General features: G+C 54.6%; 22 protein-coding genes and 1 pseudogene. 15 read left to right on the top strand and 8 right to left on the bottom strand.

Features of this window, described 5'->3' with window-relative positions; all coding sequences use genetic code 11:
* The 4 genes from galT to modE all read right to left on the bottom strand — a co-directional run bounded on the left by galT (position 1) and on the right by modE (position 4606).
* The gene (gene galT, locus ACT3IC_RS02580) at positions 1-1047 is read right to left on the bottom strand and encodes a galactose-1-phosphate uridylyltransferase (RefSeq protein ID WP_473476068.1); all 1047 of its coding nucleotides are present in this window, start codon (positions 1045-1047) and stop codon (positions 1-3) included.
* A 9-nt stretch (positions 1048-1056) separates the two neighbouring features.
* On the bottom strand, positions 1057-2073 hold the full coding sequence (galE, locus tag ACT3IC_RS02575) for a UDP-glucose 4-epimerase GalE (protein WP_103178740.1): 1017 nt from the start codon (positions 2071-2073) through the stop codon (positions 1057-1059).
* A gap of 206 nt (positions 2074-2279) precedes the next feature.
* Positions 2280-3749, bottom strand: coding sequence for a molybdate ABC transporter ATP-binding protein ModF (gene modF, locus ACT3IC_RS02570; RefSeq protein ID WP_159339271.1), 1470 nt, complete (start codon positions 3747-3749; stop codon positions 2280-2282).
* Positions 3750-3817: 68 nt separating this feature from the next.
* Positions 3818-4606 carry a molybdenum-dependent transcriptional regulator gene (gene modE, locus ACT3IC_RS02565; RefSeq protein WP_156654114.1) on the bottom strand — a complete coding sequence of 263 codons (789 nt, stop codon included), beginning with the start codon at positions 4604-4606 and terminating at the stop codon, positions 3818-3820.
* A gap of 128 nt (positions 4607-4734) precedes the next feature.
* Here modE and ACT3IC_RS02560 point away from each other — a divergent pair, with 128 nt between their 5' ends.
* From ACT3IC_RS02560 to modC, 4 genes are all read left to right on the top strand, one after another.
* Positions 4735-4884 (top strand): AcrZ family multidrug efflux pump-associated protein, encoded by a 150-nt coding sequence (locus tag ACT3IC_RS02560; RefSeq protein ID WP_103178743.1) that lies wholly within the window; start codon positions 4735-4737, stop codon positions 4882-4884.
* 179 nt (positions 4885-5063) lie between these two features.
* Positions 5064-5840 carry a molybdate ABC transporter substrate-binding protein gene (gene modA / locus ACT3IC_RS02555; RefSeq protein WP_473476063.1) on the top strand — a complete coding sequence of 259 codons (777 nt, stop codon included), beginning with the start codon at positions 5064-5066 and terminating at the stop codon, positions 5838-5840.
* Positions 5837-6526: a molybdate ABC transporter permease subunit gene (gene modB / locus ACT3IC_RS02550; protein ID WP_156654116.1), complete on the top strand. Its 690-nt coding sequence runs from the start codon at positions 5837-5839 to the stop codon at positions 6524-6526. The genes modA and modB overlap by 4 nt, the downstream gene beginning before the upstream one ends.
* A gap of 2 nt (positions 6527-6528) precedes the next feature.
* Complete coding sequence (modC, locus tag ACT3IC_RS02545) at positions 6529-7587, top strand: molybdenum ABC transporter ATP-binding protein ModC (protein WP_473476060.1); 1059 nt, start codon at positions 6529-6531, stop codon at positions 7585-7587.
* Here the strand turns inward: modC and ACT3IC_RS02540 are convergent, their stop codons facing one another.
* Positions 7588-8406, bottom strand: a complete 819-nt coding sequence (locus ACT3IC_RS02540) for a pyridoxal phosphatase (RefSeq protein ID WP_159339269.1) — start codon at positions 8404-8406, stop codon at positions 7588-7590.
* Positions 8407-8559: 153 nt separating this feature from the next.
* On the opposite strand from ACT3IC_RS02540, the gene pgl reads away from it, so the two are divergent.
* Both pgl and tisB read left to right on the top strand, forming a co-directional pair.
* Complete coding sequence (pgl, locus tag ACT3IC_RS02535) at positions 8560-9555, top strand: 6-phosphogluconolactonase (RefSeq protein ID WP_159339268.1); 996 nt, start codon at positions 8560-8562, stop codon at positions 9553-9555.
* A 440-nt stretch (positions 9556-9995) separates the two neighbouring features.
* Complete coding sequence (tisB, locus tag ACT3IC_RS02530; RefSeq protein ID WP_103178749.1) at positions 9996-10085, top strand: type I toxin-antitoxin system toxin TisB; 90 nt, start codon at positions 9996-9998, stop codon at positions 10083-10085.
* Positions 10086-10137: 52 nt separating this feature from the next.
* Here the strand turns inward: tisB and ACT3IC_RS02525 are convergent, their stop codons facing one another.
* A complete protein-coding gene (locus ACT3IC_RS02525) occupies positions 10138-11421 on the bottom strand; it encodes a putative acyl-CoA thioester hydrolase (protein ID WP_103178750.1) in 1284 nt (427 codons plus the stop codon).
* Positions 11422-12772: 1351 nt separating this feature from the next.
* On the opposite strand from ACT3IC_RS02525, the gene ACT3IC_RS02520 reads away from it, so the two are divergent.
* The 3 genes from ACT3IC_RS02520 (at position 12773) to ACT3IC_RS02510 (ending at position 15120) form a co-directional block, all read left to right on the top strand.
* On the top strand, positions 12773-13051 hold the full coding sequence (locus ACT3IC_RS02520; protein ID WP_156654119.1) for a hypothetical protein: 279 nt from the start codon (positions 12773-12775) through the stop codon (positions 13049-13051).
* Positions 13052-13127: 76 nt separating this feature from the next.
* Positions 13128-14402, top strand: a complete 1275-nt coding sequence (locus ACT3IC_RS02515; RefSeq protein WP_156654120.1) for a hypothetical protein — start codon at positions 13128-13130, stop codon at positions 14400-14402.
* Positions 14403-14472: 70 nt separating this feature from the next.
* On the top strand, positions 14473-15120 hold the full coding sequence (locus ACT3IC_RS02510) for a hypothetical protein (protein WP_236560450.1): 648 nt from the start codon (positions 14473-14475) through the stop codon (positions 15118-15120).
* Positions 15121-15561: 441 nt separating this feature from the next.
* Here ACT3IC_RS02510 and ACT3IC_RS02505 read toward each other — a convergent pair whose 3' ends face one another.
* Complete coding sequence (locus ACT3IC_RS02505; protein WP_325940417.1) at positions 15562-16179, bottom strand: hypothetical protein; 618 nt, start codon at positions 16177-16179, stop codon at positions 15562-15564.
* Positions 16180-16626: 447 nt separating this feature from the next.
* On the opposite strand from ACT3IC_RS02505, the pseudogene ACT3IC_RS02500 reads away from it, so the two are divergent.
* The 6 genes and pseudogenes from ACT3IC_RS02500 to hutH all read left to right on the top strand — a co-directional run.
* Positions 16627-16725: pseudogene (locus ACT3IC_RS02500) on the top strand (recombinase family protein); the annotation flags it as partial.
* A 781-nt stretch (positions 16726-17506) separates the two neighbouring features.
* Positions 17507-18730 carry an imidazolonepropionase gene (hutI, locus tag ACT3IC_RS02495; protein ID WP_473478861.1) on the top strand — a complete coding sequence of 408 codons (1224 nt, stop codon included), beginning with the start codon at positions 17507-17509 and terminating at the stop codon, positions 18728-18730.
* Positions 18727-19665 (top strand): formimidoylglutamase, encoded by a 939-nt coding sequence (gene hutG / locus ACT3IC_RS02490; RefSeq protein ID WP_156654122.1) that lies wholly within the window; start codon positions 18727-18729, stop codon positions 19663-19665. Before hutI ends, hutG begins: the two co-directional genes overlap by 4 nt.
* Positions 19666-19709: 44 nt before the next feature.
* Positions 19710-20444: a histidine utilization repressor gene (locus ACT3IC_RS02485; protein ID WP_103178753.1), complete on the top strand. Its 735-nt coding sequence runs from the start codon at positions 19710-19712 to the stop codon at positions 20442-20444.
* 125 nt (positions 20445-20569) lie between these two features.
* Complete coding sequence (hutU, locus tag ACT3IC_RS02480; RefSeq protein WP_156654123.1) at positions 20570-22255, top strand: urocanate hydratase; 1686 nt, start codon at positions 20570-20572, stop codon at positions 22253-22255.
* Complete coding sequence (hutH, locus tag ACT3IC_RS02475; RefSeq protein WP_156654124.1) at positions 22255-23775, top strand: histidine ammonia-lyase; 1521 nt, start codon at positions 22255-22257, stop codon at positions 23773-23775. The genes hutU and hutH overlap by 1 nt, the downstream gene beginning before the upstream one ends.
* Positions 23776-23916: 141 nt before the next feature.
* Here the strand turns inward: hutH and ACT3IC_RS02470 are convergent, their stop codons facing one another.
* Positions 23917-24393 (bottom strand): kinase inhibitor, encoded by a 477-nt coding sequence (locus tag ACT3IC_RS02470; protein ID WP_103178756.1) that lies wholly within the window; start codon positions 24391-24393, stop codon positions 23917-23919.
* Positions 24394-24426: the final 33 nt, after the last annotated feature.

Genomic DNA, 24426 nt, shown 5'->3' with positions numbered 1-24426 from the left:
TTATTCTCCGGATTCGCGAAAATGGACATCACTCACTGCACGCAGACGCTCTGCGGCCTGCTCCGCCGTCAGGTCACGCTGGGTTTCTGCCAGCATCTCATAGCCGACCATAAACTTACGTACGGTGGCGGAGCGCAGCAGCGGCGGATAGAAGTGGGCGTGCAGCTGCCAGTGTTGATTCTCTTCGCCATTAAACGGTGCGCCGTGCCAGCCCATGGAATAGGGGAAGGAGCACTGGAACAGGTTGTCATAGCGGCTGGTCAGTTTTTTCAGCGCCAGCGCCAGATCGCTGCGCTGGGCGTCGCTCAGATCGGTTAACCGCAGAACGTGGGCTTTCGGCAGCAGCAGGGTCTCGAATGGCCATGCCGCCCAGTATGGCACCACCGCTAACCAGTGTTCGGTTTCCACGACGGTGCGGCTGCCATCAGCCAGCTCGCGCTGGACATAGTCCAGCAGCATGGACGACTGCTGCTCAGCGTAATAGGCTTTTTGCAGGCGATCTTCCCGCTCCACTTCGTTAGGCATAAAGCTGTTGGCCCACAGCTGGCCGTGGGGATGGGGATTCGAGCAGCCCATCGCCGCGCCTTTGTTCTCGAAGACCTGCACCCAGGGATAGGTTTGTCCCAGTTCGGCGGTCTGTTCCTGCCAGGTTTTCACCACTTCGGTCAGCGCTTCTACGCTCAGCTCCGGCAGGGTTTTGCTGTGATCCGGCGAGAAACAGATTACCCGGCTGGTGCCGCGCGCGCTTTCGCAGCGCAGGAGCGGATCGTCACTCTGCGGGGCGTCCGGCGTGTCGGTCATCAGGGCGGCAAAGTCATTGGTAAAGACGAAGGTGCCTTTGTAGTCCGGGTTGATATCGCCGGTGACGCGAGTATTTCCCGGACAGAGGAAGCAGTCCGGATCGTGCTGGGGCAGTGTCTCGCTGGACGGTGTCTCCTGCGCGCCCTGCCAGGGGCGTTTGGCGCGATGCGGAGAGACCAGGATCCACTGCCCGGTTAATGGATTAAAACGACGATGCGGGTGATCGACGGGGTTAAATTGGGTCATGACAGGTCCTTAGTCCGGATAGCCTTGTGGGTGGCGAGACTGCCAGCGCCAGGTATCCTGTGCCATTTCGTCAAGCGTGCGGGAGACACGCCAGTTAAGCTCTTTATCCGCCTTCGATGCATCGGCCCAGTAGGCAGGCAGATCGCCGTCGCGACGCGGGGCGAAGTGGTAGCTCACCGGTTTGCCGCAGGCGGCGCTGAAGGCATTCACCACATCCAGCACGCTGCTGCCGACGCCCGCACCGAGGTTGTAAATGTGAACGCCCGGTTTATTGGCCAACTGCTGCATGGCGGCGACGTGGCCGTCGGCGAGATCCATCACGTGAATGTAGTCGCGAACGCCGGTGCCATCCGGGGTAGGGTAGTCGTTGCCGAAGACCGCCAGCGAGTCACGACGGCCTACCGCAACCTGGGCAATATAGGGCATCAGGTTATTAGGAATGCCCTGCGGATCTTCACCCATGTCGCCGGATGGGTGTGCGCCCACCGGGTTGAAATAACGCAGCAGGGCAATGCTCCACTCCGGCTGTGCTTTTTGCAGGTCAGTCAGGATCTGTTCCACCATCAGCTTGCTCTTGCCGTACGGGCTTTGCGGCGTACCGGTCGGGAAGCTTTCAACATAAGGGATTTGCGGCTGGTCGCCGTAGACGGTGGCGGAAGAACTGAAGATCAAGTTTTTGACGCCCGCCGCGCGCATGGCAGAGACCAGGCGCAGCGTGCCGTTGACGTTGTTGTCGTAATATTCCAGCGGCTTCGCCACGGACTCGCCCACCGCTTTCAGGCCAGCAAAGTGAATCACCGTATCAATGGCGTGATCGTGCAGGATCTCAGTCATCAGCGCTTCGTTACGAATATCGCCTTCGACAAAAGCAGGCTGTTTACCGGCCAGGCGCTCCATAACCGGCAGCACGCTGCGTTTACTGTTGCACAGGTTATCAAGGATGATGACGTCATGGCCATTTTGCAGCAGTTGCACACAGGTATGACTTCCTATGTAACCGCTACCACCTGTTACCAGAACTCGCATATTTCGCTCCATTAGGCTTATGGTATGAGATAATCCTAGCATAACAGAGAGCAGGAAAGTGTGACATGGGATAAAATAGTGGAATCGTTTACACTGCGCAAAACGCAGCTGCTCTCCGGCTAAAAAAGGATTGTAGATCAAAGCGCTCGGGGTGGGATGTTGCAGGTTGTCCGAAAAAGAGCGGGGGCGTGGCCCCCGTCAGGATGTCAGATGCGGCCAACCTGGTAGCGATAGCCGTCGCCGTCGGCGACAAATTCCAGGCGGTGGGTGATACAGGCGGGTGCGTCTTCGGCATGGTGAGAAACAAACAGTAGCTGCGTTTCACCTTCGCTAATCAGGACATCAACAAAACGGCGAATAAGCTGGCGGTTCAGGGGATCCAGCCCCTGTAGCGGCTCGTCGAGGATCAGCAGCGTCGGGTGTTTCACCAGCGCGCGCACGATGAGTGCCAGCCGCTGCTGGCCCCACGACAGGCTGCTGAACGGGGCATCCGCAACCCGGTTATCCATCCCCAGAATATTCAGCCACTGCTGCGCCAGCTTGTGCTGCCGGTCAGACACCGCCTGATAAATCCCGATGGAGTCGAAATAACCGGACAGGATGACGTTGCGCACCGTGGTACTGACGCGGTAATCGAGGTGCAGGCTGCTGCTGACGTAGCCAATATGTTTTTTGATATCCCAGATGGTTTCGCCGCTGCCGCGACGGCGGCCAAAGAGGGTGAGATCGTTGCTGTAGCCCTGGGGGTGATCCCCGGTAATGAGGCTAAGCAGGGTCGATTTCCCGGCGCCATTAGGGCCGACAATCTGCCAGTGCTCGCCGGGATTTACCGTCCAGCTTAACTGGTTGAGGATCGGACGATCGTTATAGGAGACCACGCCGTTATTCAGCACAATCCGCGCCTCGCCCTCCGGCAAACCGTGACGCGCAGACGGCGCATCCGGTTCGGGCAGGGTAATGCCGTTCAGTTTTTCACTGTGCGCCAGTTGGGCAATCAGCGCCTGCTTCAGCAGAGCCGCTTTTTCGCCCACCGCCGTCAGGGTGCAGTCGGCCAGCACCCCCGCGTGCTGGACAAAATCGGGGATCTCGTCAAAACGGTTCAGGACCAGCACCAGGGTATAGCCCTGCTGATTAAGCGAGGCCAGCAGATCCGCCAGCTGGCTGCGGGATTGCACGTCGAGGCCGTCAAAAGGTTCATCCAGGATCAGCAGGTCGGGGTCGGCCATCAGGGCCTGGCACAGCAGTGTTTTGCGGGTTTCACCGGTAGAAAGATACTTGAAACGTCTCTCCAGCAGGTAAGTGATGCCGAACTGTTCCGCCAGCTGGCGGCAACGGACGTCGTCTTTGATCTCGTCCTGAATGATTTCAGCGGCCGTTCGGCCAGTATCATCTTCATCGGGGCTGAGCATATCGGTGTTGTTACGCTGCCACTCGTCGCTGACCAGTTTCTGCAGTTGCTCGAAGGAGAGGCGGGTCACGCGGGTGAAACTGCTCTGGCGTTCGCCCTTCAGCAGCGTCAGCTCGCCAGCCAGGGCGCGGGCGACGGCAGATTTACCGCTGCCGTTACTGCCCACAAAAGCCCAGCTTTCACCACCATTCAACGTAAAATCAGCGAGGGTGAGCGTGCGCGTGTCGCTAAGACGAAACGTGCCTTGCGAAATTTGCAATGATGACATGATTTATCCCATTTTTTGCAGCAATAAGCATCAGGGATAACCCACTGTCGGCACACATGTCAATGCGCTTAGCACAACGTGGCGATAATCACCCGGTCGGCATTAAAATATGCGGTCGCCTCAGCACCTTCTTCTAAATCCTGGCTCTGGGCCGCAGGCACGGTGGCGCAGAGCGTCTGGCCGTCGGGCAGGGTCATCAGCACTTCACACTGCTCGTCGCCACGGTCGATATGGTTGATAACTCCCTGTAGCTGGTTATCCGCCTGTTTTGCCGTTTCCCTGTCCAGCGTGATGTTGACCCATGGCGCTTTCAACAGCACCAGCACCTCTTTGCCCTCATCCAGCCCCAGCCGCTTGCCGCTCTGGGCCGTAATGGCAACTTTCAGGCGGGTGGTGCCGTCGGCGAGTAAAATATCGACATGCTGCTGGACCTGGTCATCATCGCGGGCGGTGACCGTGCCAAACCATTGGTTGCGGGCGCTGGTTTGCAAAGAGAAACGCGAGATGGCGCCGAGCAGACTGTCCAGCGGCAGGGCGTCGTCATCGCTTAAAACATCGAAGGCCTTTTGCTGGATCTGCGCCAGCAGGTCATAGAGCTGGATCAGCCGCTGCCCGTAGCGCGTCAGGATGGCACCGCCGCCGCCTTTGCCGCCGGTGGCGCGATCGACCAGGGTCTGTTCGCTCAGCGTGTTCATCTCGTTGATGGCATCCCACGCGCTTTTATAGCTAATGCCAGCGTTTTTTGCCCCCTGGCTGATGGAGCCGGTTTGCTCAATTTGCTTGAGCAGGGCAATGCGGCGGGGATCGGCGAACAGTTTTTGCGAAAGACGTAGGGTGAGGAGAATTTCGGCCTGCATAACAATGTCCTGGCAAAAAGGTTATTGTGACGTAATTCGTTACAGGCGCAAACTGTACCGCACAAAAGGGGATGTAATTCTCGCTTTTCCGGTTAGAATAAGGCAATTCACATTGTCTGGAGAAAGCCATGTTAGAGTTGCTGAAAAGTCTGGTATTCGCCGTGATCATGGTACCAGTGGTGATGGCTATCATCCTCGGTGCCATCTACGGCCTGGGTGAGGTGTTCAACATCTTTTCCAATGTCGGCCACAGAAAACAGCCGAAAAAACAGCATTAATTCCCTTTAAAAACGCCCGGTTCCGCCGGGCGTTTTGCTCTCAAGTTTCCCCCTTCCTCGCCGATACTATTTTCAGGACAAAATTGATCTACTCCCCGATCGCTACGATTTAACGCTGGGCAAACCTGACGGTTATCGTTATATTTCAATTTATATAACGGTCTTTGCAGGAGCTTTAAATGAAACGTACATGGTCAGGATTGGTTACCGGCGTGACGCTGACACTCACGCTGGCCGGCCAGGCGTTGGCAGACGAAGGCAAGATCACCGTCTTTGCCGCCGCATCACTGACGAACGCAATGCAGGATATTGCCGTGGTGTATAAAAAAGAGACAAACGTCGAGGTGGTGTCGTCATTTGCCTCTTCGTCCACTCTGGCGCGACAGATTGAAGCAGGCGCCCCTGCCGACCTCTTTATATCGGCCGATCAGAAGTGGATGGATTACGCCGTCGATAAAAAAGCGGTTGATGCGGCGAGCCGTGTCACCCTGCTCGGCAACAGCCTGGTTGTGGTGGCGCCGAAAGCCAGCGCCCAGGGCGAGGTGGCTATCAACAAGGAGACGCCCTGGAGCAGCCTGCTGAAAGGGGGGCGTCTGGCGGTGGGCGATCCGGAACACGTTCCGGCAGGCATTTACGCTAAAGAGGCGCTGCAAAAACTGGGTGCCTGGGAGACGCTGGCTCCTGAACTGGCGCCTGCGGAAGATGTGCGTGGCGCACTGGCGCTGGTGGCGCGCAATGAAGCGCCGCTTGGGATCGTCTACGGTTCCGATGCGGTTGCTGAAAAAGGGGTGAAAGTGGTGGGTACGTTCCCTGAAGACTCGCATAAGAAAGTGGAATATCCTGTGGCCATCATTGATGGACATAAAAACGCAACCGTCAGCGCCTTTTACGATTATCTGAAGGGGCCGCAGGCGTCTGCCATCTTTAAACGTTACGGATTTACGACGCACGAATGATATTGACCGATCCCGAATGGCAGGCCGTGCTGCTGAGCCTGAAAGTCTCTTCCCTCGCGGTTGCATTGAGTTTGCCCTTTGGGGTCTTTTTCGCCTGGTTACTGGTTCGCTGTCAGTTTCCGGGCAAAGCACTCCTCGACAGTATTTTGCACCTGCCTCTGGTGCTGCCGCCGGTGGTGGTAGGGTATCTGCTGCTGATTGCCATGGGGCGGCGCGGTTTTATCGGCGAGCGCCTGTATGAGTGGTTTGGCATTAGCTTTGCCTTCAGCTGGCGCGGCGCCGTGCTGGCGGCGGCGGTGATGTCATTCCCGCTGATGGTACGGGCGATCCGCCTGGCGCTGGAAGGGGTCGATCTTAAACTTGAACAGGCGGCCCGTACCCTCGGGGCCGGGCGCTGGCGCGTCTTTTTCACCATTACGCTTCCCCTGACGCTGCCGGGCATTATTGTCGGCACGGTGCTGGCATTTGCCCGCTCGCTGGGGGAGTTTGGCGCCACCATCACTTTTGTTTCCAACATTCCGGGCGAAACACGCACTCTCCCGTCGGCCATGTATACCCTGATCCAGACCCCGGGTGGCGAGGGGGCTGCGGCGCGGTTGTGCCTGATCTCCATTGTGCTGGCGCTGGTGTCGCTGCTGGTGTCGGAGTGGCTGGCGCGCATCAGCCGTGAACGGATGGGGAAATAATCATGCTGGAACTCAATTTTACCCAGACGCTGGGCGATCACTGCCTGACCCTCAACGAAACCCTGCCAGCCAGCGGCATTACCGCCATTTTTGGCGTCTCCGGCGCGGGCAAAACGTCGCTAATCAACGCGATAAGCGGGCTGACGCGACCTCAGACGGGGCGGATCGTACTCAACGATCGGGTGCTGAACGATGCCGAAAAGCGTATTTTTCTCGCGCCAGAAAAGCGCCGGATTGGTTATGTCTTCCAGGACGCCAGGCTGTTTCCCCATTACAAAGTACTGGGCAACCTGCGTTACGGCATGGCGAAAAGCATGGCCGGGCAGTTCGATAAGCTGGTGGCTTTGCTGGGCATTGAGCACCTGCTTGACCGGCTGCCGTCGTCGCTGTCGGGCGGCGAAAAGCAGCGCGTGGCGATAGGCCGGGCGCTGCTTACTGCCCCGGAACTGCTGCTGCTGGACGAACCGCTGGCCTCGCTCGATATCCCCCGTAAGCGCGAGCTGCTGCCTTATCTGCAGCGCCTGGCCCGCGAAATCAACATCCCGATGCTCTATGTGAGCCATTCGCTGGATGAGATCCTGCATCTGGCCGATAAGGTACTGGTGCTGGAAAATGGTAGCGTGAAAGCGTTCGGTAATCTGGAAGAGGTGTGGGGGAGCAGCGTAATGCATCCCTGGCTGCCGCAGGAGCAGCAAAGCAGCATTCTGAAGGTGAGCGTGCTGGAACACCATCCGCACTATGCCATGACCGCCCTGGCTATCGGCGATCAGCATGTCTGGGTCAACAAGCTGGATAAACCGCTGCAAACCAACCTGCGCATTCGCATTCAGGCGTCCGATGTCTCGCTGGTACTCCAGCCGCCGCTACAGAGCAGCATCCGTAATATTCTGCGCGCCAAGGTCGCCCAGTGTTACGACGACAAAGGTCAGGTGGAGGTGCAGCTGGAGATTGGCAGCCGCACGCTGTGGGCCCGCATCAGCCCGTGGGCCAGAGATGAACTGGGGATCAAACCTGGCCTCTGGCTCTACGCGCAGATCAAGAGCGTCTCCATCACCACCTGATCACAGCAGACGGGTATAGATAAATTCGGCGATGCTGTTGGTGGTGTTATCGCCGATCACCACATTCGCGCGCGCTTTGACGGCGTCGTCCGCATTCCCCATCGCCACTCCGGTACCAGCCGCTTCCAGCATGCTGATGTCATTGTAGTTATCGCCAAAGGCAATGACGTCCTTCATAGAGCCGCCGATGGATTCCACATACTCCGTCAGGCGTTTCCCCTTGCTGTTGCCTTTACGGGCGATATCCACCTGATCGTGCCACGACCATTCGCACTCCAGCCCCAGCGTCTGCTCAACCTGTGTGGCAAAGTCGTTGAGTTTGCCTGTGTCCTCACCGGTCAGGGCAAATTTCCAGATCGCGTTGACCTCACGGGCGGCCTGGGCGAGGGACGGCACCTGCGTGAAGACCGGGCGCTGCGCTTCCGGCAGCGCCTGTGCCCAGTTGCTGGTGCGAATCACGTGGCCGGTAGGACGCTCGTACAGCATCGCGTCGTCAACATACATCAGGCCGTGAATGGCATGCTCATTGAGCAGATCGATCAGTTGCAGCGCCTGCGGAACCGGTAAGGGATCGGCTTGCAGAACCTTTTTTGCTTGATAATCATACAAATAGGTTCCATTACAACAAATTGCAGGTGTATCTAACGCCAGTGCCTGATAAAAAGGATGAATAGCAACGTGATGCCGACCCGTCACGATGAGGAGTTGATATCCCGCCTCCTGGGCACGCTTCAGTGCTTCAAGCGAAGAGGGGAGCAGGGTTTTTTGCGGCGTTAACAGCGTACCGTCTAAATCCAGTGCAATCACACGCGAGGTCATTTGATATTCCGGGTTAATGTTGAAAGGAGGGGATGCGCAGATGGTACACCGTGCAAGTAACGCTGCAAAATTCCTGGTTAAAATTCAGCATTCACCGTTAAAAACGACTATCCTGGTACATTACTTTTACGCGCAGTGAGGAAAGGAGCATTCATGAAACAAACCGTTTATACCGCCAGTCCTGAAAGCCAGCAGATCCATGTCTGGCGTCTGAATCCCGAAGGTTCGCTCACCCTGGTTCAGGTTGTCGATGTTCCCGGCCAGGTTCAGCCGATGGTGATCAGCCCGGATAAACGTTTCCTGTATGTGGGTGTTCGCCCGGAGTTCCGCGTGCTCGCGTACCGTATCTCGCCTGAAGATGGCGCTCTGACATACACGGCCGAAGCCGCGCTGCCCGGCAGCCCGACGCATATCTCCACCGATCTGCAGGGACGCTTCATTTTTAGCGGCTCCTACAATGCCGGCTGCGTCAGCGTAACCCGTCTGGATGACGGTATTCCTGGCGAAACCGTTGAGGTGGTTGAAGGGCTGGAAGGGTGCCACTCGGCTAACATCTCCCCGGATAACCGCACTCTGTGGGTGCCGGCGCTGAAGCAGGATCGCATCTGCCTGTTTACGCTGGGCGATGACGGCAAGCTGACCGCGCAGAACCCGGCGGAAGTGGCTACCGTTGAAGGGGCCGGTCCGCGTCATATGGCATTCCATCCGAATCAGCAGTACGCCTACGTGGTGAATGAGCTGAACTGCACGGTAGACGTCTGGGCCCTGCGCGATCCGCACGGCAAGATTGAGTGCGTGCAGACCCTGGACATGATGCCGTCTGATTTCACCGATACCCGTTGGGGGGCAGATATCCATATCACACCTGATGGCCGTCACCTCTATACCTGCGACCGTACCTCCAGCCTGATCACCGTGTTTAGTGTTTCGGAAGATGGTAGCGTGCTGGCTATCGAAGGCTTCCAGCCAACCGAAACGCAGCCGCGCGGCTTCAACGTCGATCACAGCGGTAAATTCCTGATTGCGGCGGGGCAAAAATCGCACCATATCGCGCTGTATGAAATTCAGGGTGAGCAGGGGCTGCTTGAAGAGAAGGGACGTTACGCCGTCGGCCAGGGGCCAATGTGGGTGGTGGTTAACGCGCACTAAGACGGATGAAATAAAAAAACCTCGCGAATGCGAGGTTTTTTTATGCCCGGTGGTAGCCGGGTGAGCACATCAACATAAACCAACCGCCTTATATTAGCGTCGTACTGACCCTTTGCACAACGTCAGTTGCTTAATCCTGGAAGAGTGACTCGTAGTGATATTAACTTAAATTTTTGAATAATATTGATTTTAACCGCGCTCCTTTATAAATTCCTATTTGATAAAAGACTGTTTAAATATCCAGTCTCGTCTGCTTATAATCAGAACTGTTGGTGTAGATGTGTGGCAGTCCGCAATCTGGGATCACTTTTAAGTCCTGGCTGGCGGGTGGTGCCGTCAGTGCCTTAACTGCGGAGCACATCAACATAAACCAACGCCCACTGGCGACAGGCAGCGGAAAGGTAAGTCAGTGGAAGTGCTCCTGACCCAAGGAGTGGCGTATGAGCATGATGGGATGGATAATTCTGTTCCTGCAACTCATGGTTGCAGTTCTGCAACTGCTGGATGCGTATCTTAAAACCGGTGCCTGACGTGTTCAGCCGCAGCATTAAGGGGGAGTTGCTCCCCCTTTTTGCTAAATATTTACTGCTTCGGCTCTGCGATCACTTTACTTCCCACGCCGCGGTTGTTGTATTCCCACATGCGGTTGAAGTTAGCGTCGTTGAGGTTACGCTGCACGTTGCCTTTCTCATCCACCGCACCGGTGTTACCCGCATACGGACGCTGAGAGATGGCGGCGTTGCCCCACGGTTTAGCCATATTAAAGCCTTCGTTGATCACGCTGTCGCGGATCACCACCTGACCGTTAGTGGCGGAATCGACATCCAGGGAGCGGCCGAGTTGTGCCACGCCGTCGCCCATCGCGGTAAAGCGGCTGTTCACTGCCAGGAAGCCGTAGAACAGATTGGACTGCGTCGCAGGGGCGAAGACGTAGCCTTCCTGCTGGGTACGGGTGTTCATGACGCGGAAATCGGTGTTATCAAACACCACGGCACCGCGACCAGAAACCATATCCACATCCCCTTCAATGTAGCTGTTGGTCACCAGCGTACGGGTGATACGGTTGTTTTTCAGGGTGTTGTCAACGCCGCTGTTAGTGACGAAGAAGGTGTTCTGGCGACCCAGAATGTTCACCTTGTCGATTTGCACCCGATCGCCATCGCTGCGCAGAGCCACCGCCTGGTGGTTTCCGGCATCCACGCTGTCACCCAGATTGTTTTCAATGGTCAGGTTCTGCAGCTGCAGACCGTTGTTCTGCGACCAGAAGACCGCGGAACACATCAGGCCAACGGTGGCGCTGTGCTTGCTCTGGCAACGGTCGAACATATACCAGGCCGGTTTGCCCGGCATATATTTGCCGCCCGGGTTAACCAGGTGACGCCAGGTTGCGGTGTCGATCTCGGAGTCGATCGCCAGACCAATTTTGACATCGATCGGTTTTTCACCCGTACCGTAGATCGTCACGCTCCCCGGCGCGGCGGGCACATACACAGTACCTTCGTATTCGCCCGGTAAAATGGCGATGTACTGACGGGAGCTGCTGTGCTTAGCAATGGCAGCATCGACTGCCGCCTGGATGGAGGTGTGCGTCACGCCCTGGGTTCCCGCCGGGCCAACCACAAAGTTCGGCTGCTCAGGCAGGCGGATGGCATAAGGACTCCACGGCGCCGCGTTCGGATCCATGGCCGTAAAGTAGCGAGCCTGCTGGAAGTTTTTCGCTTCGTCAGCGGAGAGGATCGGACGGGAAGCCGTGCCCGGCGCAACCTGCTCTGATGGCAGTTGATCTGGCGGAGTAGAGCTGCACGCCGATAACGTCACGCCAAATGCGAGTGCCAGCGCCAGACGAGAAATCCTGGAAATGTTCAAGGGAAGCTCCTGCAAAACATATCAATAGGGGGACAACTGAAATAGCCTGCTTTTTTATACTAAGTTGAGCGAAACGGGAAGATGAAAAGGCAAAAATACATCTAACTAAAACTTAGAAAATCTTTATATGGTGCTGCCTACATCTCATTCTGTCGAAAAAACGAGAAAGATCGCTTAATGGTCGATGTAAATTGCAAATGACTTCGCTTTTTAATCGCATTCTACTTGAACACCGTGTGCACATTACAGATAAGTGTGGTTTAGAGCAAACGTGATGAAAAAGTTTTACTGGTGACGTGGTTGCGTACATAGTAAATGTACAAAGTTGAATAACGCTCAAAGTTATCTATGTTCCTGATCTTCAAGAAAATTAGACGCCTTCATCAATCAGGAATAAGCTCTGATAGGGGCTGGCAAGGAATCGCCACGGCTTCGGTAGCCATACTCCAAATGGGAGATGCTTTTAATTTCCGCTTTCGCTCGAAATACCCCCCTCAACTGACCGATGTGCAGAGCGCACGCTTAATAAGTGCTTTTCGAACTAATCTTTTTATTGGCCGCTCCGCTGGTGCAGGTGATGTTTGGTCACTGGTGCCATCGTAAGCTGATGCTTACGGACATCGCGTTATTGCTCTGGCGCCGGGCATTGCCTTGTGATCTGGTGGCATCGGCTTTGGGCTCGGCGGGTTTATCCGGTAGCGGGGTTCTATGGGCTGGACGGGATGTCTATGGCCTTTATTTTGCTGGCGATGGTCAGACTGCGGCTGTCGGAAAACTCAGAACACCCATGATGCTGGCAAATCCTTGTAAAAATGAGACTGAGCCCTGTCTAAGCGATGCTTAGATTTTACAGTCTTCGATATCTGGACAGACCAACAGAGACATTAGAGAACGCAGCAATGGAATACCTGGTCTCTTTTTATTTTGCACTTAAGCTAAATTGGCTATTCCTCAACCTGATTATCCATTTCGCTACTTTTTACCTCCTGCTTTTCCCTGTCTCATTAATAAACCATTGCTATGTTCGCATAGCTCCGTGAGCCTGACGAAAACTGGATAACGGTACTGGTCTTATAGCGCTTCCCCAAGGGCAATATTATTCAGCTGATATCAGTAGTTTCATCACTATATTATATTTAATTAAATCAATTAATGATGTTTAACATATTCATGATAGTTATAATCTATCATTTGGTTGCTTTTTGATCGTCACAAACGATGTGACGAGCAGCGAATTTAATTGAATGCTATTGGCTGAGAGCAAGCTCAGAGTGGCTTGCCGGGCGAGATTAAAGCCTTTGGGAAAGGCAGCTGGATTAGCTGCTATTTTTTGATTACTTAGGGAATTGGTATGCGTAAGCTTCTTTGGGGTGTCGGTCTGGTTACTTTACTGACAGGGTGTGGTGATGACGGGATCTATGGAACATGGAAAAACACCTCATCAGGCCTCGTAATCAAGATCGAAGAAAAGAATATTAAAATGCCGGGCATAGGAAATGTTGCTGTTCAAAAATGGGATGTGAGCAAAGACCAAAAAGAGTATGTAGCTCATACTACCTATACCACATTAGATATTGAAAAAACAAAAAATGGAATAGCAATCATGGGCGTAGAGTATGAACGTCAATAACCCTATGACAACGCTACTATATACATATTAAATACCTGTAAGTATTTTCCTGTTTTACTAATTCAAAGGATAGACTATGCGCAAGTCCATTATGTTAGCAGTAGGATTTTCTGTTGTTCTCTCAGGATGTGATAAAGCTGTTGAAGATAAACCAATCAATGAACTCACCAGCGAGGAAGCAAATGCTATTTGTAAGCGCCCCGAAATTATTTCGCAATTAGAAAACAGTTTCAAAAAAGGAAGCATCGAATTCTTAAATCGTAATCCACTAGGCTATTCTCCATTTATGGATAGATATAAATCAGAAGCAGGATACCTTGATGGCAATGAAAGGAAAAAATTGAGAATTGACGCTAGTTATCATTATACGGCGGATGATTTTTCTAAAGGATTTGGCTCGACAGATAAAGTACAAATCAATAATGCATCGCTTACTGCTAGCGGTCAAGATGAGCTGTCATGTAGTGCCAAAATTGAGTTTAGCTCTGATGAAATCTATGGCGTATTATTTTCAAACGACATTTCATATAATGTGAAAAAAGAAAATAACAAATTCTTTACTGATGCCGAGCTTTCTCTGCAGAAATTAGAACATCATAAAACTGAACCGACGTCACAACAAAAAACGTGGCGCGATAAACTTGAAGCAAAACTCAACGCTGATGATGATGCGTTAAGAAATATTTCTGATGCTGATTTTAAAGTCGTTTCTCAGGATGATATTTATTATGTCTATTTTGCTCAGACGCCACGCCAGTTTAGTGACGATGAATTAATGGATTTCTTTAGTTCTAAGTGGAACAATACTACAGATGTATTTGCTAAAGAAGACATTAAAAAAGAAGAGCTTCCAAAAATCAAAGCTAAAATTAATCAATATAAAGATGTAAAAAACATTTTAGCTTACTCGACATTTAGTCTAAATAGTCAAATTGCTGAACAATCTGCTCTTAAGACAGAAAATGGTGAAAAGTCAATTCCTGCCTCTGACGGCTGGGTTTCGGCAAGGGATAGCTATGACATTGCTAAAAAAGGTTTCAAATATAATGCAGCCGGTTGTGATATGAACGGCGGTTTAACGATCGAGCGTCGTGGGATTAAAGTCTCTACAGATGACGTATTACGTGGCTGTACTGTTGTTGTGCCAGATGATAAAGCTCGTGAAGTTTCGGCTAAATTTGCAGCTATTAATAGTAAAGGACTCGATGTAGGCTCTTTTGTAAAATCCTATCTTCATATCTCGAAGGTTGATGGTGATAGTAACACTATTCATACAACAATTATTAGAGATGAAGTCAAAGTTTACGATCCTGAAACTAATGAAGTAATCATTGATACCGTTGTAAGATAATTACTGCGAGGGAGCTTCAAGGCTCCCTTTAATATTGAATTAAAATGAGAGAACCACCATGAACTCATTAATGATGACTATTGTTATAGCATTACTGATGAACATTCCCGCAATATTACCTGTTTTATTTTTAAAAATAGATAAGTCTCACAAAACGGGAATAGCTATACGTGTATATCTTGTATCTGTCTTATTAATTTTTTCATTGGTAACACTAACATCTAATATCACTAATGAATACTCACCATTCCCGTTCTGGTTGCCAATTGCATCTGTAGTACTTTTTATGATTGCGTTGGTAAACTGTGTAAAACATATTCGTAAGTTTGTTACAAAGTGGAAAAGAAGAACCATAATTCTAACTTCGTTTATTATCGTCTATGCTATCAGATTTAATGTCATATTCATTAATACAGGTTTGGGGTTTGAAATAACATCATTTGGTATAGTTTGGTCAGCATTTTTCGTTTTCGCTTGTTTACTTGCCTATATAGGTACATCCGACACGCAAAAATTAGATTCAGCCTACAATGCGTTAAGCAATCACTCGTCGGAAACTCGCGTAGACAAAAGTTATGCTTCGCAAACTGATATAGACTATGATGTAAGTATTAAGGGAAGAAGCGTATTGAACGATCCTAATCTTTCACTTATCGAACAACAGCGCTACAGAGATGCGCTTCAGAAAAAGGAAGATGAAGGTGGGTCCGGTTGGTAAATAATAACCGTGAAATGTTTTACTAGTTATAAAAAGGCAAACAGGGCATCCGTTTGCCTTTCTATTTTTCTATATCGTGGAAAAATCAATATTTAATGGCTGGGCTTCGGCAACTAAGTATTAAATATTTTTCGAGAAACTACTAATAATGATGGTGTGTTAGAAGCATCAATTAGTAAATTTCATTAAAGTCAAACAAGGCTGCCAGGGAGCGGATCAGTGCAGAGTTAAAGTCACCGCCATCTATGAGATCACGCTGTAATACCATTTCAATGGATGATGTCCCGCGGGGGAGTACTGACGGCATAATCTCCCGTGCCAAAAACTTTATTCGATGTAGTTCACCTGCGAGAAATCGTTCGCATTATCACAGAATTGTAATGTTAGCGGTAGGCAACAGCCCACCGCTAACTCATTTAACACGTCAATACGGAAAAAATATTAACTAAAGTACGGGAAAAACTTAAATGATCCCCAAAGACCACTATTAAGCGACACCAGCCCAACGGCTATATAGGCCAGCACTGCAATAAATGCGAAGCTATACAATACTTTTTTCTTTAACTTCCGCCAGAATTTAACTACCAGAAATGACAGTACAACTCCCACCCCTAGCTGAATAAGCAATCGCGTTGCCAGGTCACCAACTTCAAAGAGGTAAGCGAACTGAAGAGGGGCAAATAGGATGACATAAACAATATAAAGGATTGAAAAAATTATCCTTGCCAGGATTGAGGTAAGCCCCCCTTCATATATGAGCATTTGCGCAGCCTGTAGCCCTGGCACTAAAATAACGCCCCATAGCGTAAACCAGATAATAATTGAGGCGAGAACTTTGCGCGCGCCACTGGCGAAAGCCAGCTGGTCTTCATAAGACATGGACGTCGATGTTGATGTTGGCTGCTGGATAGTTCCCCATGAATTATTAACCGGCTGGTTTGGTTGGCTGATGGGGGCTTCCCAGCTAGCTGCGTTATCAGCACGCCATTTTTCATCATACTGCTTAAAAGGCTGTCCACTTGTCACATATTTTCCGTCGCTATCTCTTCTGACGCTCATTGTTAACCCTCGCAATTAAATTGGTATAGCGTTTTATGATTAATACTTAACTGAAATTTCTATATTCATATACGACATATTAACGATTATAACGTATCTAAAATAAATCAGAAGATTAAGCGTTAAGTTAAAATATAACCCGTCTGCATGCGAATTACTCTTTGTCTTTGGCGTCTAACCGTCTTCCGTTACGTCATCTACCGTCTCTTCAACATACTCTTTGCCTGCGGCCTGTTCAGCTCTTCCTGAAAGGCCATCAGCTGCGCGTGGCACTCCGCGCGAGCATTGGTAATAGCTTCCATCTTTATTTCATCCGGTATTTAGCGGGTAATATATTTATCCAGTACTTCAGCACTAAATACATTACTCTGATTTCGCCAATCTTGGCGTCGGCTTGGCAAACAGAAAATATCCTGCGTTAAAACTGTTTTGTACAGGCTGCCAGGGAAAACGATTGAACTACTGGCTGCGTTAGATAGTCGTTTTCACTGCCTGGATCTCGTCGGTGTTGACCTGACAAGTGCAGCCGGAAGAATGACTATGCAGGAACGTCGGGATAAAGACAGACGTCACTAAAAAAGCACCTCCGAGTATCGCACGAATATCCTGGCATGAATCAAATCTTCCTGTTAAAGGCAACCGGTTCAAAAAGAACAACGGGACAGGGCCGCTTGATGCTTTTGCAAATGTTACGAGTATATCTGCAGCCTTGACGGCGCGTTGTTTAGCTGGTCCCAAGGGCTCAACATCAGGCGAGATGCCACACAGCCAGATGACGCGAAAAACACACGCCCAGAAGGTGGGGGCTAGCCTAAAACCGTGCACATGGAATATGGGCAGGTCAGATTCTTTAAAACTTTATCAATGAGGTCCGGTTTACGCCCTAATGCGTTGAGCGAAGAAAGCGCTCTGGATAATATCCTTGATATTTTCAATGTTGTGACGATACAGTATGAAGGCCTTCGGTTCAAACACTTGCACCCTTTCACTGGTGAGCAGCATGAGTACGCCTTTGATGGGCATGGACCGCTCAACGCTTAAAGAACCATCATCAACCACCTTTACCTGACCCCTTCTGACTCTATCGTTCGCATACTAATCTACTTTTAAGTATAGGTGCCGAGCCAGTTATGACTAATGAAAGGAGCATGTAGTAATGCTCTAAAAATACTGCTGAAACTTTTAGTTGAGTGCAAAAAAGTTGCTTTTTCTTCCCGCGGTTAGCGAGGAAGTTGTCACAAATAAATAACAATCTCGGTAAAGGCGATTGACAGGGCGACAGGAATGAAAATAAATGTCTATACAACCCATGACAAGTGGAAGCCCGATGCTGCAACTTTATCCTGACGATCTGATCTGGCGTAACCTGCGCCTCGCGACGCTGGATCCCGACCACGACACCCCCTATGGCCTGCTGGAAAACCGGGCATTGATTGTGCGCGGTGAGACCATCCTGGCCATCGTGCCGGAATCTGACCTGCCGGATGATCTGCCCAACACCATCGATTTACAGGGGCGGCTGGTGACGCCGGGCCTGATCGACTGCCATACGCATCTGGTGTTTGGTGGCGATCGTGCCGCCGAATGGGAGCAGCGACTCAACGGCGTCTCCTATCAGACCATCAGCGCTCAGGGCGGCGGGATTAACGCCACGGTCACTGCCACCCGGGAGAGCACGCCTGAGCAGCTCGAACAGCTTGCGCAGCAGCGCTTGCAGCGCTTAATGCGCGAGGGTGTCACCACCCTCGAGATAAAGTCGGGTTACGGCCTGGATGACGAATCCGAAGAGAAGATGCTGCGCGTGGCCCGGCGTCTTGCACAGACCAACCCGGTGGAGATCAGCCCGACGCTGCTGGCGGCCCACGCCGTGCCGAAGGCGTATCGCCACGATCCGGATGCCTTCATCGACCATGTTTGCCAGCATATGCTGCCTGCACTGTGGGAAAAAGGGCTCTTCGAAGCTGTGGATGTCTTCTGCGAAAATGTCGGGTTTACGCCCGAACAGAGCGAGCGGGTGTTCCAGGCGGCGCAGACGCTGGGCATCCCCATTAAAGGCCACGTTGAGCAGCTCTCCAGTCTCGGCGGCACTGCGCTGGTGAGTCGTTACCATGGGCTCTCCGCCGATCATATTGAATATCTCGACGAGGCTGGTGTCGACGCGATGGCGCAGAGCGGCACCGTGGCGGTGTTACTCCCCGGCGCATTTTACTTTTTACAGGAGCGACAGCGCCCGCCGGTTGCGCGGTTACGCCAGCGGGGGATACCGATGGCGGTCGCCACGGACTACAACCCGGGCACCAGTCCGTTCGCCAGCCTGCATCTGGCGATGAACATGGCCTGCGTGCAGTTTGGTCTCACCCCGGAAGAGGCGTGGGCAGGGGTAACCCGGCACGCGGCACGGGCGCTGGGGCGCGGCGACACCCATGGCCAGTTGAAGGCGGGGTTTGTGGCGGATCTGGCCATCTGGGATGCGAAAAACCCGGTTGAGATGGTCTATGAGCCGGGTCGTAACCCGCTTTATCAGCGCGTATTCAGAGGAAAAGTAGAATGAACCTATGGCAGCCGGTTTCACCTGAGGTCTGGCAGGGTCGCGACGACAGCAGCGAGGCCAGCAACGCGCTGCGCCTGTTCCAGACCGTGCAACTTAGCGACACGCCAACGCCGACCGGCGACGGTATCGCCCTGATTGGCTTCGCCTGCGATGAAGGGGTCAGGCGCAATCAGGGCCGAACCGGTGCCGCACAGGCGCCGGACGTAATACGCCGGGCGCTGGCGAACATGGCCAGTCATCAGGGTCACGAGCGGCTGACCGATATCGGCAACATCCGCGTGGAAGGGGAGGCGCTGGAGGCGGCCCAGCAGGCGCTGAGCGAGACGGTCACCGCCTGTCAGCGGGGCGGGATGCGCACCCTGGTGTTCGGTGGCGGGCATGAAACCGCCTGGGCCCATGGCCGCGGCGTGCTGGATGCCTTTGCCGGCGAGCGTGTAGTAATCATCAACCTCGACGCGCATCTCGATCTGCGAAATGCCCGCCAGGCGACCTCAGGGACACCGTTCCGCCAGCTGGCGCTCTACTGCGCACAACAGCAGCGTGAGTTTCGTTATGCCTGCTTCGGGGTCAGCCGGGCGGCCAACACCCAGGCGCTGTGGGATGAGGCTGCGCGCCTTAACGTTACGCTGGTGGAGGATCTCGATTTCCGCCAGCAGGCGCTTGACGCGCTCACAACGCTTCTGGAACAGGCAGATCGTGTCTACCTGACCCTCGATCTCGACGTGATGCCTGCCGGGGAGATGCCCGCCGTGTCGGCCCCCGCCGCGCTGGGGGTTCCCGCCCGTGATCTGCTCCCGGTTATCGAGCGGATCTGTCGCAGCGGCAAACTGCAGGCGGCCGATCTGGTTGAGTTCAGTCCCGGCTTCGATCGTGACAGTCAGGGGGCGAAGCTCGCCGCACGGCTGGCGTGGCAAATCGCTCACTGGTGGGCATAAAGCTTGTATATACTCGATTTTTTATGACGGCTTAAGGAATTGCTATGTTCTCTCGCGCCCCGCAGCAGCAGGCCAGTGCGCCAGCCCCTTTCTATGAAAAGGTCAAGCAGGCGATCAGCCATCAAATCGCCACCGGCGTCTGGCGTCCCCACGATCGTATCCCCTCCGAGGCGGAGCTGGTGGCCCAGTTCGGCTTCAGCCGGATGACCATCAACCGCGCGCTGCGGGAGCTGACCGATGAGGGACTGCTGGTGCGCCTGCAGGGGGTCGGCACCTTTGTTGCCGAGCCAAAAGGGCAGTCAGCGCTGTTTGAGATCCGCAGCATTGCCGATGAGATCGCCTCCCGCAACCATCAGCACCGGTGTGAAGTGCAGTTCCTCGAAGAGACGCAGGCCAGCGCCGCCCAGGCGGTAGCGTTGAACGTCAAAGAGGGATCGCGCATCTTTCACTCCCTGATGTTGCACTATGAAAATGACGTCCCGGTGCAGATAGAGGATCGCTGCGTCAATGCCGCACTGGTGCCGGACTACCTTCAGCAGGACTACACCACCACCACGCCCCATGCTTATCTGTCGCGGGTTGCGCCGCTGACGGAAGGGGAGCATATCGTCGAGGCGGTGCGGGCCACGCCGAAGGAGTGCGAACTGCTGCGCATCAAGGAGCACGACCCCTGCCTGCTGATCCACCGCCGCACATGGTCAGCCTCCCACATCGTCTCCCATGCCCGGCTGCTCTTCCCCGGCAACCGCTACCGGCTGCAGGGCCATTTTATGTCATAAGCGAAAAGCGTGATTGCTGACGCAATATAACAAAAATGTATCGTAATTGTTAAAACCGCTCTTGTGTGCACTTGTCTATACAAGTATATCTTACTGTATATTCTGTCCCCTATGAGGAGCACACAATGTCGTCAGGTAAGTTTCGCCAGCAAGAGATCCGCGCCCCACGTGGCACCCGGCTGACTGCCAAAAGCTGGCTCACCGAAGCCCCGCTGCGCATGTTAATGAATAACCTCGATCCCGACGTGGCGGAGAACCCTCACGAGCTGGTGGTCTATGGCGGGATTGGCCGCGCCGCGCGCAACTGGGCGTGCTATGACGCCATTGTCGCCGCGCTTACTGAACTGGAAAGCGACGAAACCCTGTTGGTACAGTCCGGCAAACCGGTCGGCGTGTTCAAAACCCACGAAAACGCCCCGCGCGTGCTGATCGCCAACTCCAACCTGGTGCCGCACTGGGCCACCTGGGAACACTTTAACGAGCTGGATGCGAAAGGGCTGGCGATGTATGGCCAGATGACCGCCGGCAGCTGGATCTACATTGGCAGCCAGGGCATCGTCCAGGGGACCTACGAGACCTTTGTCGAAGCAGGCCGCCAACACTATAACGGCTCCCTGAAAGGCCGCTGGGTGCTCACCGCAGGCCTGGGCGGTATGGGCGGCGCACAGCCGCTGGCGGCAACGCTGGCGGGGGCCTGTTCCCTGAATATTGAGTGCCAGCAGAGCCGCATCGATTTCCGTCTGCGGACCCGCTACGTTGATGAGCAGGCCGAAACGCTTGACGACGCCCTGGCGCGCATCCAGAAATATACCGCCGAGGGACGGGCCGTCTCCATTGCCCTGTGCGGTAACGCCGCCGAGATCCTACCGGAACTGGTGGCGCGCGGCGTGCGCCCGGACCTGGTCACCGACCAGACCAGCGCCCACGATCCGCTGCACGGCTACCTGCCAAAAGGCTGGAGCTGGGAAGCGTACCAGCAGAAAGCGCAGCAGGATCCGGAAGGCACCGTGCTGGCGGCGAAGCGTTCCATGGCTGACCACGTTAACGCGATGCTGGCCTTCAGCCAGCAGGGTGTACCGACTTTCGATTACGGCAACAACATCCGTCAGATGGCGAAAGAGATGGGCGTGACCAACGCCTTCGACTTCCCGGGCTTTGTCCCGGCCTATATCCGTCCGCTGTTCTGCCGCGGGATTGGCCCGTTCCGCTGGGTGGCCCTCTCCGGCGACCCGGAGGATATCTACAAAACCGACGCCAAAGTGAAAGAGATCATTCCCGATGATGAGCACCTCCATCACTGGCTGGACATGGCCCGCGAGCGCATCAACTTCCAGGGACTGCCGGCGCGGATCTGCTGGGTTGGGCTGGAGTGGCGTCAGAAGCTGGGCCTGGCCTTCAACGAAATGGTGCGCAGCGGTGAAGTCTCCGCGCCCATCGTCATTGGTCGCGACCATCTCGACTCCGGCTCGGTTGCCAGCCCGAACCGCGAAACTGAAGCGATGCAGGACGGCTCCGACGCGGTCTCCGACTGGCCGCTGCTGAACGCGCTGCTCAACACTGCCAGCGGCGCCACCTGGGTCTCGCTGCACCACGGCGGCGGGGTGGGCATGGGCTTCTCCCAGCATGCCGGGATGGTGATCGTCTGCGACGGCACCGATGAAGCCGCGGCCCGTATTGCCCGCGTCCTGCACAACGATCCGGCGACAGGCGTTATGCGCCATGCCGATGCCGGGTATGACATTGCCATCGACTGCGCGAAAGAGCAGGGACTCAACCTGCCGATGATCGCGGCCACACAAGGAAAGCACTAATGAACGCCTTAACCCTGACGCCCGGCTCCCTGACCCTGGCCCAGCTGCGCCAGATCTGGCAGCAGCCGCACCAGTTGACGCTCGATGAGGCGGCCCATAAGGCGATTAACGACAGCGTCGCCTGCGTGGAAGCCATTGTTGCAGAAGGGCGCACCGCCTACGGCATTAACACCGGGTTTGGCCTGCTGGCGCAGACGCGCATCGCCACCCACGATCTGGAAAACCTGCAACGTTCGCTGGTGTTGTCCCACGCGGCGGGCGTGGGCGAGCCGCTGGATGATGACATGGTGCGCCTGATGATGGTGCTGAAGATCAACAGCCTGGCGCGCGGTTTCTCCGGCATCCGCCTGAGCGTGATTGAGGCGCTGATTGCCATGGTCAATGCGGGCGTCTACCCGTGGATCCCGGCCAAAGGCTCGGTGGGTGCCTCCGGCGACCTGGCGCCGCTGGCGCACATGTCTCTGACCCTGCTCGGCGAAGGCAAAGCCCGCTACCGTGGCGAATGGCTCCCGGCCGCCACCGCCCTGCAAAAAGCGGGGCTGGCCCCGGTGACGCTGGCGGCGAAAGAGGGGCTGGCCCTGCTGAACGGCACCCAGGCCTCCACCGCCTTTGCCCTGCGCGGTCTGTTTGAAGCTGAAGATCTCTTTGCCTCGGCGGTGGTCTGCGGGGCGCTGACCACCGAAGCGGTGCTCGGCTCCCGGCGTCCGTTTGATGCCCGCATCCACGAGGTGCGCGGCCAGCGCGGGCAGATCGACGCCGCGGCGCTGTTCCGCCACGTTCTGACCGACACCAGCGCCATTGCCGACTCGCATCATAACTGCGACAAGGTGCAGGATCCCTACTCCCTGCGCTGTCAGCCGCAGGTGATGGGCGCCTGCCTGACCCAGCTGCGCCAGGCGGCAGAGGTGCTACTGGTGGAATCCAATGCCGTCTCCGACAACCCGCTGGTCTTCGCGGCGGAAAGTGAGGTGGTCTCCGGCGGCAACTTCCATGCCGAACCGGTGGCGATGGCGGCGGATAATCTGGCCCTGGCGATTGCCGAGATCGGCGCGCTCTCTGAACGCCGTATCGCGCTGATGATGGATAAACATATGTCCCAGCTGCCGCCGTTCCTGGTGCGCAATGGCGGGGTGAACTCCGGCTTTATGATTGCCCAGGTCACCGCCGCGGCGCTGGCGAGCGAGAACAAGGCGCTGTCCCACCCGCACAGCGTGGACAGTCTGCCCACCTCCGCCAACCAGGAAGACCATGTCTCAATGGCCCCGGCAGCAGGCCGTCGCTTATGGGAGATGACGGGTAATACCCGTGGCGTGCTGGCGGTCGAGTGGCTGGCGGCAGCGCAAGGCTGCGATTTGCGTGATGGCCTCACCTCCAGCCCGCTGCTGGAGCAGGCGCGTCATATCCTGCGGGAGCAGGTGGCGCACTATGATGATGATCGCTTCTTCGCCCCGGACATTGATGCAGCGATGGATCTGCTGAAGAAAGGGAGTCTGGCGGCGATGTTACCGGCCTTCCTGTAATACACGCCCGGTGGCGCTACGCTTACCGGGCCTACAAATGCCAACGTAGGCCGGGTAAGGCGAAGCCGCCACCCGGCAAATGCCCGGCGGCGCTGCGCTTGCACGGGCCTACGGTTTTGTGCGGTTTCCGGGACTGCTTTTTTATGAATACATCGCCGTGATGGAGGCACTTCCCAGGGTGTGGAAATGGACGTTAAAGCCCACCATTGCACCGCTCGCCTCCTCATCTACCTCAATCCTTTCCACATCCAGCGCATGCACCGTGAAGATATAGCGATGGGTTTCGCCCTTAGGGGGTGCCGCGCCGCCGTATCCCGCTTTGCCAAAATCGGTGCGGGTCTCTACGGCACCCTCCGGCAGCGCCACCAGCGACGAGCCTGACCCCTGCGGCAGCACGCGGATATCGGCCGGGATATTGGCGACAACCCAGTGCCACCAGCCGGAGCCGGTAGGGGCGTCCGGGTCATAACAGGTCACGACAAAGCTTTTGGTGCCCGGCGGCACCTCGTCCCACGCCAGATGCGGAGAGATGTTATCTCCCTCATAGCCCATACCGTTAAACACGTGGCGCAGCGGGAGTTTATCGCCGTCGCGCAGATCCTTACTGATGAGTTTCATACTGTTCCTCCGTAATAAGCTCAGCCAGAAGTG

The organism is Leclercia sp. GHBNCSD (genome assembly GCF_055805075.1).
Note: the sequence above shows the minus strand (reverse complement) of the source record. Positions and strands in the feature narration are given on the sequence as shown.

Excerpts from the sequence above, each read along its gene's own strand:
- galT (WP_473476068.1), bottom strand. The coding sequence starts at position 1,047 with ATGACCCAATTTAACCCCGTCGATCACCCGCATCGTCGTTTTAATCCA.
- galE (WP_103178740.1), bottom strand. The coding sequence starts at position 2,073 with ATGCGAGTTCTGGTAACAGGTGGTAGCGGTTACATAGGAAGTCATACC.
- modF (WP_159339271.1), bottom strand. The coding sequence starts at position 3,749 with ATGTCATCATTGCAAATTTCGCAAGGCACGTTTCGTCTTAGCGACACG.
- modE (WP_156654114.1), bottom strand. The coding sequence starts at position 4,606 with ATGCAGGCCGAAATTCTCCTCACCCTACGTCTTTCGCAAAAACTGTTC.
- ACT3IC_RS02560 (WP_103178743.1), top strand. The coding sequence starts at position 4,735 with ATGTTAGAGTTGCTGAAAAGTCTGGTATTCGCCGTGATCATGGTACCA.
- modA (WP_473476063.1), top strand. The coding sequence starts at position 5,064 with ATGAAACGTACATGGTCAGGATTGGTTACCGGCGTGACGCTGACACTC.
- modB (WP_156654116.1), top strand. The coding sequence starts at position 5,837 with ATGATATTGACCGATCCCGAATGGCAGGCCGTGCTGCTGAGCCTGAAA.
- modC (WP_473476060.1), top strand. The coding sequence starts at position 6,529 with ATGCTGGAACTCAATTTTACCCAGACGCTGGGCGATCACTGCCTGACC.
- ACT3IC_RS02540 (WP_159339269.1), bottom strand. The coding sequence starts at position 8,406 with ATGACCTCGCGTGTGATTGCACTGGATTTAGACGGTACGCTGTTAACG.
- pgl (WP_159339268.1), top strand. The coding sequence starts at position 8,560 with ATGAAACAAACCGTTTATACCGCCAGTCCTGAAAGCCAGCAGATCCAT.
- tisB (WP_103178749.1), top strand. The coding sequence starts at position 9,996 with ATGAGCATGATGGGATGGATAATTCTGTTCCTGCAACTCATGGTTGCA.
- ACT3IC_RS02520 (WP_156654119.1), top strand. The coding sequence starts at position 12,773 with ATGCGTAAGCTTCTTTGGGGTGTCGGTCTGGTTACTTTACTGACAGGG.
- ACT3IC_RS02515 (WP_156654120.1), top strand. The coding sequence starts at position 13,128 with ATGCGCAAGTCCATTATGTTAGCAGTAGGATTTTCTGTTGTTCTCTCA.
- ACT3IC_RS02510 (WP_236560450.1), top strand. The coding sequence starts at position 14,473 with ATGATGACTATTGTTATAGCATTACTGATGAACATTCCCGCAATATTA.
- ACT3IC_RS02505 (WP_325940417.1), bottom strand. The coding sequence starts at position 16,179 with ATGAGCGTCAGAAGAGATAGCGACGGAAAATATGTGACAAGTGGACAG.
- hutI (WP_473478861.1), top strand. The coding sequence starts at position 17,507 with ATGCTGCAACTTTATCCTGACGATCTGATCTGGCGTAACCTGCGCCTC.
- hutG (WP_156654122.1), top strand. The coding sequence starts at position 18,727 with ATGAACCTATGGCAGCCGGTTTCACCTGAGGTCTGGCAGGGTCGCGAC.
- ACT3IC_RS02485 (WP_103178753.1), top strand. The coding sequence starts at position 19,710 with ATGTTCTCTCGCGCCCCGCAGCAGCAGGCCAGTGCGCCAGCCCCTTTC.
- hutU (WP_156654123.1), top strand. The coding sequence starts at position 20,570 with ATGTCGTCAGGTAAGTTTCGCCAGCAAGAGATCCGCGCCCCACGTGGC.
- hutH (WP_156654124.1), top strand. The coding sequence starts at position 22,255 with ATGAACGCCTTAACCCTGACGCCCGGCTCCCTGACCCTGGCCCAGCTG.
- ACT3IC_RS02470 (WP_103178756.1), bottom strand. The coding sequence starts at position 24,393 with ATGAAACTCATCAGTAAGGATCTGCGCGACGGCGATAAACTCCCGCTG.